Genomic DNA, 13,583 nt, shown 5'->3' with positions numbered 1-13,583 from the left:
GAATGGGAACCCAAGAGGATCGTATGCCATTCCCGTGACCACTGCGACCGCCGGCCGCAGGGGGACACTGTTGCCTGCGCCTACAATGCGGGGCATTCCCTGCCATCTGTGAAGACTTTGAGCGCTGCCAAACCCACTGCTGCCGAGCCGCGTACCGCAGAAGAAGAATCGGCCCTGCAGCGGCGCGCCCGCACCGCGTGGCTGGCTGGCCTGGCCCATGCCGCGCGCGGCCGGCAGCGCCTGGCCGCCCTGTGCATCAGCCTCTCCGGCGCCCTGCTGGTCGGCCAGGCCGCCGCGATCGCCTGGCTGGTGCAGACCGTGCTGGTGGAACGCGCGCCGTTGGCCAGCGGCCTGCCGGTCCTGGCCGCGCTGGCCGTCATCCTGGTGCTGCGCACGCTGCTGGGCAGCGCCACCCAGGCCGCCGCCGGTGATGTGGCCGATGCCGCCCGGCTGGCCCTGCGTGAGCGTGTGTTCGCGCGCCTGCTCGGGCACGGCCCGCTGTGGCTGCGGCAGCGCCGCACCGGTGAACTGGGCGAGCTGATGCTGCACCACGGCGATGCCATCGAAAGCTATTACAGCGGCTTCCTGCCGGTGCGTACCGAAGTGGTGGTGGTGCCGCTGCTGATCCTGGCCGCGGTGGCCTGGGTCGACTGGGTGGTGGCACTGATCCTGCTGTTCACCGCGCCGCTGGTGCCGTTCTTCATGATGCTGGTGGGCTGGGGCGCCGAAGCGGCCGGCCGCGCACAGCTGGGTGAACTGGCGCGGATGAGCGGCCACTTCGCCGATCGCATCAAGGGCCTGGGCCTGCTGCGCCTGTATGGGCGCGGCGAGGCGGAACTGGCTGGCATCGAAGCGGCGGCCGAGGGCGTGCGCGTGCGTACGATGAAGGTGCTGCGCATCGCGTTCCTGTCATCCACCGTGCTGGAATTCTTTGCCTCGGTGAGCGTGGCGATGGTCGCGCTCTACCTGGGCCTGAGCTATCTGGGCCTGATGTCGCTGCATGCAGCGGTGCCGACGCTGGGCGCGGGCCTGTTCTGCCTGCTGCTGGCCCCGGAGTTCTACGCGCCGCTGCGGCGGCTGGCCGCGCATTACCACGACCGCGCCAACGCGCTGGCCGCCGCGGCCGAGGTGGAGCGCCTGCTGCTTTCGCTGCCGGACGAGCCGGTGATGGCCGAGGTGCCGGTGGCACCGCTGGCGGTGGAGCCGGCCGAGGCGGCCTTGCCGCCGGTGCTGGCACAGGGGCTGGTGCTGCGCCCCTTGGGCGCCCCGCAGGATGTGCTGCAGGGCGTGGACCTGCGGCTGGAGCCCGGGCAGCGGCTGGCGCTTGTCGGCCCCAGTGGCTCGGGCAAGAGCACGCTGCTGGAAGCGCTGGCCGGGTGGCTGCCGCCGCGTGCGGGGCGGGTACAGCTGCGCCCTGGCGTGCAGGTGGCCTATGCCAGCCAGCGTCCCTACCTGTTCCATGGCTCGATTGCCGACAACCTGCGCCTGGCCGACCCGGCGGCCAGCGATGCACGCCTGCGCGCGGTGGCCGAGGCGGCGCAGGTGCTGCAGTTCGCCCAGCGCCTGCCCGATGGGCTGGATACCGTGATCGGTGAGCGCGGCTTCGGCCTGTCCGGCGGCGAAGCCCGGCGCATCGGCCTGGCCCGGCTGCTGCTGCGCGACCCGCAGGTGCTGCTGCTGGACGAGCCCACCGCCTTCCTCGATGCCGATACCGAAGCGGCGTTGCTGCGCAGCCTGGCCGCGTACGCGCGCGGCCGCAGCGTGGTGGTGGCCACCCACAGCCCGGTGGTGATCGCCTGGGCAGACCGTTGCCTGCTGCTGCCCGAAGGACGCATGGTCGACCCGGCACAGGCGGTGCGCGCATGAGCCGTTCGCCCGATTCGCTGCGCGCGGTGTTCCTGCGCCACCGGCCGCGCCTGCTGCTGACGGTGCTGCTGCTGTGGATCACCATGCTGGCCGGCACCGCGCTGCTGGGCCTGTCCGGTGGTTTCCTCACCGCCGCCGCGTTGGCCGGTGCGGCAGGGCTGGCGCAGGGTTTCAACTTCTTCTCGCCTTCGGCCGGCATCCGCGGGCTGACCATGGCGCGCATCGTGTCGCGCTATTTCGAAAAGCTGGTCGGCCACGATGCCACGCTGCGCATCGCCCGCGACCTGCGCGTGTGGTTCTTCCGGCGCGCGCTGCCGCTGGCACCGGCGCGGCTGGGGGCCACGCGCACCGGTGAACTGCTGGCCCGCCTGCTGGGCGATATCGGCGAGGTCGATGGCCTGCTGGTGCGCGCCATCGGGCCGCTGGTGGCGCTGGGTGCGCTGTCGCTGGTGGCGGTGGGCGCGGCGGCGATGATCCTGCCCTCGGCCGCCGTGCTCCTGGCCGTGCTGGCGCTGCTGATCGGCTTCGGCGTGCCGTGGCTGGGCGTGCGCGGGCATGACGATGAAGAAGCCGATCGTGCCGCGCATCGCGCTGCGCTGCGGACGGCTGCATTCGAAGGGCTGGAGGGTGCGGGCGACCTGGCCGCGCTGCATGCCGATGCCGCGTGGCAGCTGAAGGTGCGCGTGGCAGCCAAGCAGCTGGCCTCGCGCGACCGGCGCCGGCGCTGGCGGCTGATCGCGGCGTCCACCCTGCATGGCCTGGTGGCCGGGCTGGGCCTGGTGGCGATGCTGGCGCTGGCCCTGCATGCGGCAGAACAGCAGCGCATTCCTGCGGAGATGGCCGCCGGGCTGGTGTTCCTGACCGTGGCGATGATCGAGTTGTGGGCGGGCATGGGTCTGGCATGGCAGTCGCTGCAGTCCGGCCGCATCGCTGCGGACCGCCTGCAGTCCATCGTCGAGCAGGCGCCGACGGTGGAAGACCCGTCGCTGCCGCAGGCGGTGCCGCAGGCTGCCACCGTGCACTGGGAAGACGTGCATTTCCGCTGGCCGGGCGCGGCGCGGCCGGTGCTGTCGGGCCTGCAGTTGTCCCTGGCACCCGGTGAGCGCATCGCCATCCGCGGCGACAGCGGCAGTGGCAAGACCACGCTGTCCAGCCTGCTGCTGCGCCTGTGGGATCCGCAGCAGGGGCGGTTGAGCTACGGCGGACACGATCTGCGCGGGTTCGCCCAGGCCGATTGGCATCGGCAGCTGGCGTGGTTGCCGCAGAACGCGCCGGTATTTGCCGGCACGGTGGCCGAGAACCTGCGGCTGGGTGACCCTGAAGCCGGCGATGACGCCCTGTGGGCGGTGCTGCGCCGCGTGCGCCTGGGTGAGTGGGCCGAACGCAATGGCGGCCTGCAGGCGTGGGTAGGCGAGAACGGCGCGACGATGTCGGCCGGGCAGGCGCGGCGCCTGGCATTGGCGCGGGCGCTGCTGCGCAACGCGCCGATCCTGCTGCTGGACGAACCGACCGAAGGCCTGGATGTGGATACCGCGCGCGCGCTGCTGCAGGATCTGGCTGGCCTGCTGGAGGGCCGCAGCCTGTTGATGATCACCCACGACGACCTGCCCAACGGCGTCGTGGATGCGCAGTACCGGTTGCGTGACGGCGTGCTGGAGCGCGAAGCGTAATCGCGGTAGTGCCGGTCGCTGGCCGGCAACCACGCATCCGCGTCGAACATCACGAGCTTGCCGGCCAGCGGCCGGCACTACCCTTCCGGGTGGTTACCGCGCGAATTCGCGCAGCATCACTGCGATCGATGCGACGTTCGCCACCACGCACAGCCAGAACACCCACTGGAATTCCGCCTTGCGGTGCTTGTGGCGGAACAGCGCCTGGCCCAGCAGCGCCCCCGGCCAGCCACCGGCGAACGCCAGCAGCTGCAGCGTGCGCTCGGGAATGCGCCACTGCTTGCGCTGTGCCGCGCGCTTGTCATGCCCGTACAGCCCGAACGACACCGCACTGGCCAGCAGGCACCAGCCGCCCAGCCACAGCGGCAGCACCGCGCAGAGCGTCAGCGCGACCAGCGCGCCGAACGCGGCCAACGCCAGGTTGCGCCGCCAGGCCACTTACAGCGCGTCGAGGAAGCCGCGCACGGCCGGGCCGAAGCGGTCGAAGTCGACCAGGAAGGCGTCGTGGCCCTGCGGTGAATCCAGGCCGATGAACTGCGCATCGGCGCCGCCGGCACGCAGGCCGTCGGCCACCTGCTGCTGCTGCTGCACCGGGAACAGGATGTCGGTGTTGGCGCCGATGGCCAGTGCCTTTTCGACACGGATCTGTGCCAGCCCCGCCAGCACGTCCCCATCGGCATACTCGGCCAGGTCGAACCAGTCCATCGAGCGGCTCAGGTACAGGTAGCAGTTCGGATCGAAGAAGCGCACGAAGCGCCGTGCATGGCCTTCGAGGTAGCTTTCCACCTGGAATTCCAGCCCGAACGGATCATCGTCGGTCTGGTCTGAATCCAGCCGCACGCGGCCGAAGCGGCCATCCCATTCCAGCGCGGAGCGATAGGTGATCACGCCCAGCTTGCGCGCCATGCGCATGCCCGATTCGGGGTAGTCGGTTTCGGTGTAACGCCCACCGTTCCACTGCGGGTCCAGGCGGATGGCTTCGCGCTGCAGCGAGCGGATGGCGATGGAGAACGGCAGTGCCTGCGCGCTGCCGGAAATATTGACGTGGCTGCGGGCGATGCCCGGCTGCAGCATCAGCACGGCCAGCGCGGTCATGCCGCCCATCGAATTGCCGACCACGCAGGCCAGTTGCGCGATCCCCAGGGCATGCACCACCTCGATGGCGGCGCGTGCACCGTCTTCCACCGACAGTTCCGGGAAATCGAGGCGATAGGGTTCGCCGGTGGCCGGGTTCTGCGACGCCGGACCGGTGGAACCCTTGCAGCTGCCCAGCGAATTGACGCAGACCACGAACCAGCGGTCGGTATCGATGGGCTTGCCGGCGCCGACCATCGCTTCCCACCAGCCCGCGGCCGGGTTGCCGGCGTTGGCGGCGGCGTGCGCGTCCGGCGACAGGCCGGTGACGATCAGGATCGCATTGCGACCGTCGGCAGCCAGGGTGCCCCAGGTTTCATAGGCCACGCGCGCGCCGTGCAGTGCGCCGCCGCGCTTGAACGGGAAGGGCGAGGGCAGGGCATGGAAGCGGGTGCCGGGCGGGATGAATTCGGTCATGCAGGCATTCTAGCGGGGCAGCCTGTGCACCTGGCGACACGCTGGTTTCCATTGGCGACGCATGCATCCGCCGGGCATGGCCCGGCGCTACCGGGGGGGGGGGGGGGGGGGTGGCGCCGGGCCATGCCCGGCGGGCGCAGCGGTGCGGGTTCGGGGAACGGCAAGTGGACCACGCCGTCATGCGGCAGCTCCACCCGCCCCACGTCCCCCTCAAGGTCCACTTCGCTGGGGTTGGCGCATGGTCGCTTCCAGCGGGCAACACGGTGGTTCACATGGGCGGCGAGTGCGCCGCGCGGGACGGGCCCCGCGCGGCGGGGGGGGGGGGGGCGTGGGTAGCGCCGGGCCATGCCCGGCGGGCGCAGCGGTGCGCGTTACGGGAACCGCAACTCGACCACGCCGTCATGCGGCAGCTTCACCCGCACCACGTCGCTCTGCAGGTCGCCTTCGCTGCGGTTGGCGCTGCCGCTGCGCGAAATGCGTGCCAGCACCTCCACTTCGGCGTGCGCCGACAAGGGGGCGGTCGGCATCGGGCTGTCACCGTCACCGAGCCCGACCGTGGCCGGGAAACCCGCCAGCGGCAGCTTGCGTGCGGCCACCGGCATCGGCGGGCCGCCGACGGCGCGGGCCAGCACGAATACCTGGGTGCTGGCCGGCCAATCGCCCTGCGCCAGCGATGCGGGCAGGTGTACGCGAACCTGCAGCAGCGCGGGCGCATCCACGGCCGGTGCCTGCGGGGCCTGGCCCGCGGCTTCGCGGGCGATGGCGATCTGTGCCTGCAGGGCCTGTGCAGCACCGGGCTCCAGGCGCGGCAGCAGGCTGCTCCAGACGTCGGCCGCCTCGGCGTTCTTTCCGCGCTGGCGCAGGGCAATGCCGAGCAGCCAGCTGGCGCGCTCCGCGTCCGGTGCCAGGCGACGCGCCTGTTGCAGCCAGTCCATCGCGGTATCGTCGAACTGCTTGCCGGCATCGGCCTGTGCGCGCGCCTGTGCGGCTTCCACCAGGACGCCGGCATCATCCGGGGCGAGGGCCACGGCGCGGGCGAAGGCCTCGGCCGCTGCAGCGGTGTTGCCCAGCTCACTCTGCGAACGGCCGAGCAGCGCCCAGCCATCGGCACGCTGCGGATCGCGCTCAAGTGCCTGCTGCAGTGCGCTCACGCCATCACGCAGGGTGGCCACCGATGGTGCCGGCTGCATGCGTGCGGCGCGCGGGTCGCCCACCAGCAGGTACAGGCAGGCGCCGACCACGCCCAGTGCCAGCACGCCCAGCATGAAACCGCGACGGCCCTGCTGGCGCAGCGGCCACAGCACCAGTGCGGCCATCAGCGCAGCCACCAGGCCAGCCAACCACGGCAATGCGTTGCTCACCAGCCATCTCCTTCGTCGGTGTTGCCGGCCGGTGCAGGCGCCACGTTGCGGCCACGGCGGCGGACGATGCCCAGCACCACCAGGCCGCCGGCGCCCAGCAGCAGCAACGGGCCACCCCACAGCAGCCAGGTGCCCGGCTGCAGCGGCGGCTGGTACAGCACGAATTCGCCGTAACGGGCCACCAGGAACTGCTTGATCTGCGCGTCGTCGTGGCCCTGCTGCATCAGCTGCAGCACCTCGCGGCGCAGGTCCTGGGCGATCTGTGCGTTGGAATCGGCCAGCGACTGGTTCTGGCACTGCACGCAGCGCAGCTGCGCGGCCAGGTCGTGGAAGCGCGATTCTTCGGCAGCGTCGCGGAAGGCGAGAGGGCGCGGGTCGTGCAGCGGCTGCTGGGCCAGCGCCGGCAGCGCTGCGGCCATCAGCAGCGCAAGCAGCAGCCCGCGGCCGCGCTTATGGATTGCCGTGCAGGCCGGCATCGGCATTGCCCTGGGCCTTCTCGATCTTCTGCAGCGCCGGGATCAGCTTCTCATCCACCACCTGCTGGGTCATCGCGCCGCTGTACTTCCAGCGCACGATGCCACTGCCGTCGACCAGGAAGGTTTCCGGCGCGGCGGTCACGCCCCAGTCGATGGCGGTGCGGCCTTCAACATCGCTCAGCACGACCATGAACGGGTTGCCCAGCGTTTCCAGCCAGTGCAGCGCGTCGGTCGGTTCATCCTTCCAGTTGTAGCCGATCACGCGCACGCGCTTGCTTTCGGCGAAGCGGGTCAGCACCGGGTGTTCCTCGCGGCAGGCCGCGCACCAGCTGCCCCACACGTTCAGCAGGTAGGGTGCGCCGCGCAGCTCTTCGCTGCGCACGGTCATGCTGGGATCGTGCAGCACCGGCAGCGCAAAGGCCGGTGCCGGCTTGTCGATCAGCGCCGACGGCAGCACGTCGCGCTGCGGGTCGCCCGATTTCATCACCCCGTAGATCATCAGCCCCAGCAGGCCGAAGAAGAACAGCACGCCGATCACGATGGCTACCGGCGGCAGCGGGCGGGAAGGACGCGGGGCGGGGGACTCGGACATGGAAACTCCTACGGACGGCGGAAACGGCGGTCGGCGGCGGTGATGAATCCGCCCAGGGCCATCAGCAGCGCGCCCAGCCAGATCCAGCGCATGAACGGCTTGATGTGGACCCGTACCGCCCATGCATTGTTGCCCAGCGGCTCGCCCAATGCCACGTAGACATCACCGCTCAGGCGTGCATCGATGCCGGCTTCGGTCATCACCTGGCCACCGCTGGCGTACTGGCGCTTTTCCGGGTGCAGCAGGGCCAGTTCGCGACCGTTGCGGAACACCCGCAGGTGGCCGCGATCGGCGGTGAAGTTGGGGCCTTCGCGATGGTCCACGCCTTCGAAGCGCACTTCGTGGCGACCGACCACCACCTGCTGGCCCGGCGCCAGCGCGACTTCGCGCTGCACGTTCAGCGCTTCCACCAGCAGCGCGCCGGCCAGGAAAACCGCGATGCCGGCGTGGGCGACGATCATGCCGAGCATCTCGGCCGTGAAGCGGCCATTGCCGCGCAGGCGCTGCCAGACGAAGCGCACGGTACCCAGCCCGACCCAGGCGGCGGCGGCCACGCCGAGGCCGGCCTTCCAGCCGTTCTGCGGCGCCTGCCACCACGCCAGCGCGCCCAGCAACACGGCCAGCCCCAGCCACGGTGCAAGCAGCGCGAATGCACGCGATGGCTGGTCGCGCTGCCACTTCACCAGCGGGCCGAACGGCAGCAGCAGCACCATCGGTGCCATCAGCAGCAGGAACAGGCTGCCGAAGTAGGGCGGGCCGACCGAGATCTTGCCCAGCGACAGCGCGTCGGCCAGCAGCGGGTACAGCGTGCCCAGCAGCACCATCGCGCAGGCCGTGGCCAGCAGCAGGTTGTTGGCCAGCAGCAGCGTTTCTCGCGAGGTGGCGGTGAAGCCACGGCGCGGATCACCGGCGTCCACGCTGAGTCCGCTGGCGCGCAGCACGTACAGCAGCAGGCTGCCGCCGACCAGCAGCGAGAGGAAGACGAGGATGAACAGGCCGCGCGAGGGATCGGCGGCGAACGAGTGCACGCTGGTCAGCACGCCCGAGCGCACCAGGAAGGTGCCAAGCAGGGACAGCGCGAAGGCGGCGATGGCCAGCAGCAGGGTCCAGCTGCCGAAGGTGCCGCGCTTTTCAGTGACGGCCTGCGAGTGGATCAGCGCGGCGCCGACCAGCCACGGCATGAAGCTGGCATTTTCCACCGGGTCCCAGAACCACCAGCCGCCCCAGCCCAGCTCGTAGTACGCCCACCAGCTGCCCAGCGCGATGCCCAGGGTCAGGAAGCCCCAGGCCACGTTGGTCCACGGCCGCGTCCAGCGCAGCCAGCGCGCATCCACGCGGCCTTCCAGCAGGGCGGCCACGGCGAAGGCGAACGGCACCGCAAAGCCCACGTAGCCCAGGTACAGCATCGGCGGGTGGATGATCAGCCCCGGGTCCTGCAGCAGCGGGTTGAGGTCGCGGCCCTCCAGCGGCGCCGGATTCAGGCGCAGGAACGGGTTGGAGGTGAAGATGAGGAAGGCGAGGAAGCCGACGCTGACCACGCCCATCACCGCCAGCACGCGCGCCTGCACCGGGGCCGGCAGGTGCCGCGAGAACAACGCTACGGCACCGGTCCACAGCGCCAGCACCAGCGCCCACATCAGCAGCGAGCCTTCGTGCGCGCCCCAGACCGCCGAGTAGCGGTAGATCATCGGCAGCAGTGAATTGGAGTTCTCGGCCACGTAGCGCACCGAGAAGTCCTGCTGCACGAAGGCGGCGGTCAGCACCGCGAACGCTCCGGCCACCAGCAGCAGCTGGGCGCAGGCGGCCGGACGCGCCACCGCCATCCACGCCGCATTGCCGCGCTGCGCGCCCACCAGCGGCAGGCCGGCCTGCAGCAGCGAGGCCAGCAACGCACACAGCAGCAGGATCTGGCCCAGCTCTGGCAACACTCAGCGCACCTCGGTGGCCGGTACCGGCACGTCGTGCTTGCGATGGGCATCGCCCATCTTGTCGGCCACTTCCTTCGGCACGTACTTCTCATCGTGCTTGGCCAGCACTTCATCGGCCACGAACACACCGTCCTGCAGGCGCCCGCTGGCGACCACGGCAGTGCCCTCGGCAAACATGTCCGGCAGGATGCGCGAGGTGAGCACGGCCAGCTGGGCGTCGCCGTCGGTGACCTCGAAACGCGCATCGAGCGAACCGACCGGGCGGTTGAACGAGCCCTTCACCACCATGCCGCCGAGACGGAAGCGGGTCTGCGCATCGACGTCGCCACGCAGAACTTCGGACGGGGTGTAGAGGTAGGCGATGTTGCGTTCCAGTGCCATCGCCACCAGCGCGGTGGCCAGGCCGGAGGCGAGCAGGGCCAGCAGCACCCAGGCCAGCCGGCGGCGCTGTACCGGGGTCATCGTTCCAGCTCCGCCGACAGGGTCGGTGCGGCCTGCTGGGCGGTCTGCCGCGCCTGCTGCCGCTGCTGGCGCGATTGTGCCTGGCGGCGGGCGGCGCGCAGGCGCATCCACGAGCCGATGGCATCGGCCAGCAACACCAGCACGAACACCGCATAGGCGCCGATCACGAAGGGCAGGTGGGTCATCGCTGCGTCTCCTCCACGCGCTGGCCGACCCAGGCCTTGCCGGCCTCGCGGTCGAGGTTGTCGGCGCGTGCCTTGGCCAGCACCGAGCCGGCGAACCAGAATTTGGTGCCGATCACCATCCACCACAGCGGCGCGATCATCGCGCTGCTGATGGCCGAGTCACCGAAGACGCTGATCGACTGGCGCTGGTGCAGGCCGCCCCACCAGTCCACCGAATAGCGGATGACCGGCAGCAGGCTGACGCCGACGATCGCCAGCAGCCCAGCCGCGCGCGCGGCGCTGCGGCGGTCCTCGATGGCGTGGTACAGGCCGATGACGCCCAGATAGAGGAACAGCAGGACCAGTTCGCTGGTCATGCGCGGGTCCCAGTCCCACCAGGTGCCCCAGGTGCCCTTGCCCCAGATGCTGCCGGTGAGCAGGGTGATGAGGGTGAAGCCAGCGCCCATCGGCGCGCAGGCCATCGCCAGGATCTCGCAGATCTTGATGCGCCAGATCAGCGCGATGGCGGCATACAGCGCCATCAGCGCGAACACGAACAGGCTCATCCAGGCACTGGGTACGTGGATGTAGAGGATGCGGAAGCTGTCCAGCTGGCGTGCCTCCGGCGGCACCACCAGCAGCGCCTGCCACAGGCCGACCAGCAGCACTGGCAGCGCGGCGATGTAGAACACACGCGACCAGCGGGCAGCGAAACGATCGAACGTGGGCGGCGAACCGAGTTGATGGAACCAGCGGACGATCGGATTCATGCGTGACGGCTATCCAGCAAGGGTGGATTGGCTCTCTGCCCGTTCAACTCAGGGAAATACGGATGGCCGCAGCCGTCGCCAGCGGTGCCAGCAGCAACGCGACCACCAGTCCTGCGCCCAGCATCAGCAGCGCACCCACCGGATCCTGCCCGCGACTGGCCGCCGCCAGGCTGCCCGCACCAAACACCAGCACCGGTACGTACAGCGGCAACGACAGCAACGCCACGAGAATACCAGAGCGCCGGATGCCTACGGTCAGCGCGGCGACCACGCCACCGATCAGGCTCAGCACCGGTGTTCCCAGCAGCAACGATGCCAGCAACATCGGCAGTTGGTCATGTGGCAGATGCAGCATTTCCGCCAGCAACGGGCTGACCACGATCAGCGGCAGTGCGGTGGTGGCCCAATGCAGCAGCACGCGCACCAGCACCAGCCAGGCCAGCGGAACCGGTGCCAGCAGCCATTGTTCCAGCGATCCATCCTCGGCATCGGAACGGAACAGCGAATCCAGCGCCAGCTGCCCGGCCAGCAGCACCGCCAGCCACAGCACCGCACCGGCCGTGGCGGCCAGCGGCTGCGGGTCGCGGCCCTGTGCCAGGGCGAACAGCACCACCACCAGCAGGGCGAACAGCACCGGTTGCAGCGCATCACCACGACGGCGCCACAGCAGGCGCAGGTCGCGTGAAAGCAGGGCGCGGGCGGTCTGCCACAGGCCCGGTTCGGTACCCGGGGCGATCATGCCGCAGCTCCCTGCGTGGTGGCGGGCGGCTGCCCGGGCGCACGCAGTTCCAGCAGGCGCGTGCGTACCGGCGGCGCAGCATAGGCGCCGTGGGTGGTGACCAAGGCGGCACCGCCGCCGCGCAGATGGGCCGAAATCATCCGGTTGACCAGGTTGATGCCATCCAGATCGAGGTTGGCGTAGGGTTCGTCGAGCAGCCACAGCGGCGCCGGTGACAGCCAGATGCGGGCCAGCGCCAGGCGGCGTTTCTGGCCGGCCGACAAGTGCCGCACCAAGGTGTCCTCGTAGCCGGCCAGACCGACGATGGCCAGCGCGCTGCCGGGCATCTGCTTGGCCCGGCGGCCATGCAGGCCACAGAGGAAATGCAGGTTCTCCAGCGTGTCCAGGTCCGGCTTCAGCGCCGGCAGGTGGCTGAGGTAGGCGACATAGCGGGCACGCTCGGCATTGCTGGCCTGCTTGCCGTCAATGCGGACCTGGCCGGCGCCCGGCCGGGCCAATCCCGCCAAAACGCGCAGCAGGGTGGTCTTGCCGGCACCATTGCCGCCCTGCACCAGCAGCGCCTCGCCGGCGTCCACGTGGAAATCCAGCGGGCCGAACACGGGTTCGTCATTGCGGGAGAAGCTCAGGCCGCTGGCGGCCAGCAATGCTGGGGTGTTCAAGGGGCAGGGGTCTTCGTGCCGGAGTGCGGCGGCAATTGTAGCGATGAATGCCCGCGGTAGTGCCGGCCGCTGGCCGGCAATTCCCCCGGCGCCGGTTGTCTGGCCGCTGTTGCCGGCCAGCGGCCGGCACTACCGAAGCAGGGATTGCGTAAACTCAGGGGTCTGTCTCCCCATTCCCCCAGGCCGATGCAACCCACCACCAAGCTGCCCAAGGTCGGTACCACGATCTTCACCGTGATGTCCCAGCTCGCCGCCGAACACGGCGCGGTCAACCTGGGCCAGGGTTTCCCGGATTTCTCCGCGCCGCAGCGCCTGATCGACGAAACCACCAAGGCGATGGCCGCCGGCCTGAACCAGTACCCGCCGATGACCGGCGTGGCACCGCTGCGCCAGGCCATCGCGCAGAAGTCGCTGGACCTGTACGGCGCGACGATCGACCCGGACACCGAAATCACCGTCACCAGCGGTGCCACCGAGGCGATCTTCAACGCCATCCACGCCGTGGTGCGTGCCGGCGAGGAGGTGATCGTGCTGGACCCGGCCTACGACTGCTATGAACCGGCCATCGAACTGGCCGGCGCCATTGCCGTGCACGTGCCGCTGGATCCGCAGACCTTCGCCGTGGACTGGGACCGCGTGCGCGCGGCGATCACCCCGCGCACCCGCATGCTGATGGTCAACACGCCGCACAACCCGTCCGGCGCGATGCTGGACGAGGCCGACATGCAGGCGCTGGCCGACCTGCTGCGTGGCACGCAGATCTACCTGATCTCCGATGAAGTGTACGAACACATCATCTACGACGGCCGCCGCCACGAATCGGCGCTGCGCTACCCCGAACTGCGCGAGCGCACCTTCGTCATCTCCAGCTTCGGCAAGACCTACCACTGCACCGGCTGGAAGATCGGCTACGCCGTGGCGCCGCCGCTGCTGACCGCTGAATTCCGCAAGGTGCACCAGTACAACACCTTCACCAGCTTCGGCCCGGCGCAGTATGGTTTCGCCGCGATGATCCGCGACGAACCGGAGCACCACCTGGAGCTGGGTGCGTTCTACCAGGCCAAGCGCGATCGTTTCCGCGAGCAGCTGGCCAGCACGCGCCTGAAGCCGCTGCCGGTGCCGGGCGGCTATTTCCAGCTGGTCGACTACTCGGCCATCAGCGATCTGCCCGACCATGAATTCGTGAAGTGGCTGACCATCGAGAAGGGCGTCACTGCCATCCCGCTGTCGCCGTTCTACGAAACCGCGCCGGTCGGCCAGCGCCTGGTGCGCCTGTGCTTTGCCAAGAACGAAGCGACCCTGGACGCGGCGATCGAACGCCTGCGCCTGCTGTGAGGAACTGACG

Annotated in this window: 14 protein-coding genes; 3 read left to right on the top strand and 11 right to left on the bottom strand. The window is 70.0% G+C overall.

The features are described 5' to 3' along the window. Positions 1-117: 117 nt before the first annotated feature. Together cydD and cydC are read left to right on the top strand one after the other, a co-directional pair. Positions 118-1,866 carry a thiol reductant ABC exporter subunit CydD gene (cydD, locus tag C1927_RS14060; protein ID WP_108747032.1) on the top strand — a complete coding sequence of 583 codons (1,749 nt, stop codon included), beginning with the start codon at positions 118-120 and terminating at the stop codon, positions 1,864-1,866. Continuing rightward, positions 1,863-3,536 (top strand): thiol reductant ABC exporter subunit CydC, encoded by a 1,674-nt coding sequence (gene cydC, locus C1927_RS14055; RefSeq protein ID WP_108747031.1) that lies wholly within the window; start codon positions 1,863-1,865, stop codon positions 3,534-3,536. The genes cydD and cydC overlap by 4 nt, the downstream gene beginning before the upstream one ends. 93 nt (positions 3,537-3,629) lie before the next feature. On the opposite strand, the gene C1927_RS14050 is transcribed toward cydC, so the two are convergent. The 11 genes from C1927_RS14050 to ccmA all read right to left on the bottom strand — a co-directional run bounded on the left by C1927_RS14050 (position 3,630) and on the right by ccmA (position 12,238). After that, positions 3,630-3,974 (bottom strand): DUF1294 domain-containing protein, encoded by a 345-nt coding sequence (locus tag C1927_RS14050; RefSeq protein WP_108747030.1) that lies wholly within the window; start codon positions 3,972-3,974, stop codon positions 3,630-3,632. Continuing rightward, complete coding sequence (locus tag C1927_RS14045; protein WP_108747029.1) at positions 3,975-5,087, bottom strand: homoserine O-acetyltransferase; 1,113 nt, start codon at positions 5,085-5,087, stop codon at positions 3,975-3,977. It lies immediately after the preceding gene. A 371-nt stretch (positions 5,088-5,458) separates the two neighbouring features. After that, positions 5,459-6,451: a tetratricopeptide repeat protein gene (locus C1927_RS14040; protein ID WP_108747854.1), complete on the bottom strand. Its 993-nt coding sequence runs from the start codon at positions 6,449-6,451 to the stop codon at positions 5,459-5,461. Further along, on the bottom strand, positions 6,445-6,867 hold the full coding sequence (locus tag C1927_RS14035; RefSeq protein ID WP_108747853.1) for a cytochrome c-type biogenesis protein: 423 nt from the start codon (positions 6,865-6,867) through the stop codon (positions 6,445-6,447). Before C1927_RS14035 ends, C1927_RS14040 begins: the two co-directional genes overlap by 7 nt. Positions 6,868-6,898: 31 nt before the next feature. Continuing rightward, positions 6,899-7,516: a DsbE family thiol:disulfide interchange protein gene (locus C1927_RS14030; RefSeq protein WP_079222496.1), complete on the bottom strand. Its 618-nt coding sequence runs from the start codon at positions 7,514-7,516 to the stop codon at positions 6,899-6,901. A gap of 8 nt (positions 7,517-7,524) precedes the next feature. After that, a complete protein-coding gene (locus C1927_RS14025; RefSeq protein ID WP_108747028.1) occupies positions 7,525-9,444 on the bottom strand; it encodes a heme lyase CcmF/NrfE family subunit in 1,920 nt (639 codons plus the stop codon). After that, positions 9,445-9,906 (bottom strand): cytochrome c maturation protein CcmE, encoded by a 462-nt coding sequence (ccmE, locus tag C1927_RS14020; protein WP_079222494.1) that lies wholly within the window; start codon positions 9,904-9,906, stop codon positions 9,445-9,447. It abuts the gene before it with no gap. Beyond that, positions 9,903-10,091 (bottom strand): heme exporter protein CcmD, encoded by a 189-nt coding sequence (gene ccmD, locus C1927_RS14015; RefSeq protein WP_079222493.1) that lies wholly within the window; start codon positions 10,089-10,091, stop codon positions 9,903-9,905. The genes ccmE and ccmD overlap by 4 nt, the downstream gene beginning before the upstream one ends. Continuing rightward, positions 10,088-10,840 carry a heme ABC transporter permease CcmC gene (gene ccmC / locus C1927_RS14010; RefSeq protein WP_079222492.1) on the bottom strand — a complete coding sequence of 251 codons (753 nt, stop codon included), beginning with the start codon at positions 10,838-10,840 and terminating at the stop codon, positions 10,088-10,090. Before ccmC ends, ccmD begins: the two co-directional genes overlap by 4 nt. Before the next feature lie 43 nt (positions 10,841-10,883). Continuing rightward, a complete protein-coding gene (ccmB, locus tag C1927_RS14005; RefSeq protein ID WP_079222491.1) occupies positions 10,884-11,579 on the bottom strand; it encodes a heme exporter protein CcmB in 696 nt (231 codons plus the stop codon). After that, on the bottom strand, positions 11,576-12,238 hold the full coding sequence (gene ccmA, locus C1927_RS14000) for a heme ABC exporter ATP-binding protein CcmA (protein WP_079222490.1): 663 nt from the start codon (positions 12,236-12,238) through the stop codon (positions 11,576-11,578). Before ccmA ends, ccmB begins: the two co-directional genes overlap by 4 nt. A gap of 186 nt (positions 12,239-12,424) precedes the next feature. Here ccmA and C1927_RS13995 point away from each other — a divergent pair, with 186 nt between their 5' ends. After that, positions 12,425-13,573, top strand: a complete 1,149-nt coding sequence (locus C1927_RS13995; RefSeq protein ID WP_079222489.1) for a pyridoxal phosphate-dependent aminotransferase — start codon at positions 12,425-12,427, stop codon at positions 13,571-13,573. Positions 13,574-13,583: the final 10 nt, after the last annotated feature.

Origin of the sequence: Stenotrophomonas sp. ZAC14D1_NAIMI4_1 (assembly GCF_003086775.1) — a bacterium.
Classification (GTDB): Bacteria; Pseudomonadota; Gammaproteobacteria; order Xanthomonadales; family Xanthomonadaceae; genus Stenotrophomonas.
Note: the sequence above shows the minus strand (reverse complement) of the source record. Positions and strands in the feature narration are given on the sequence as shown.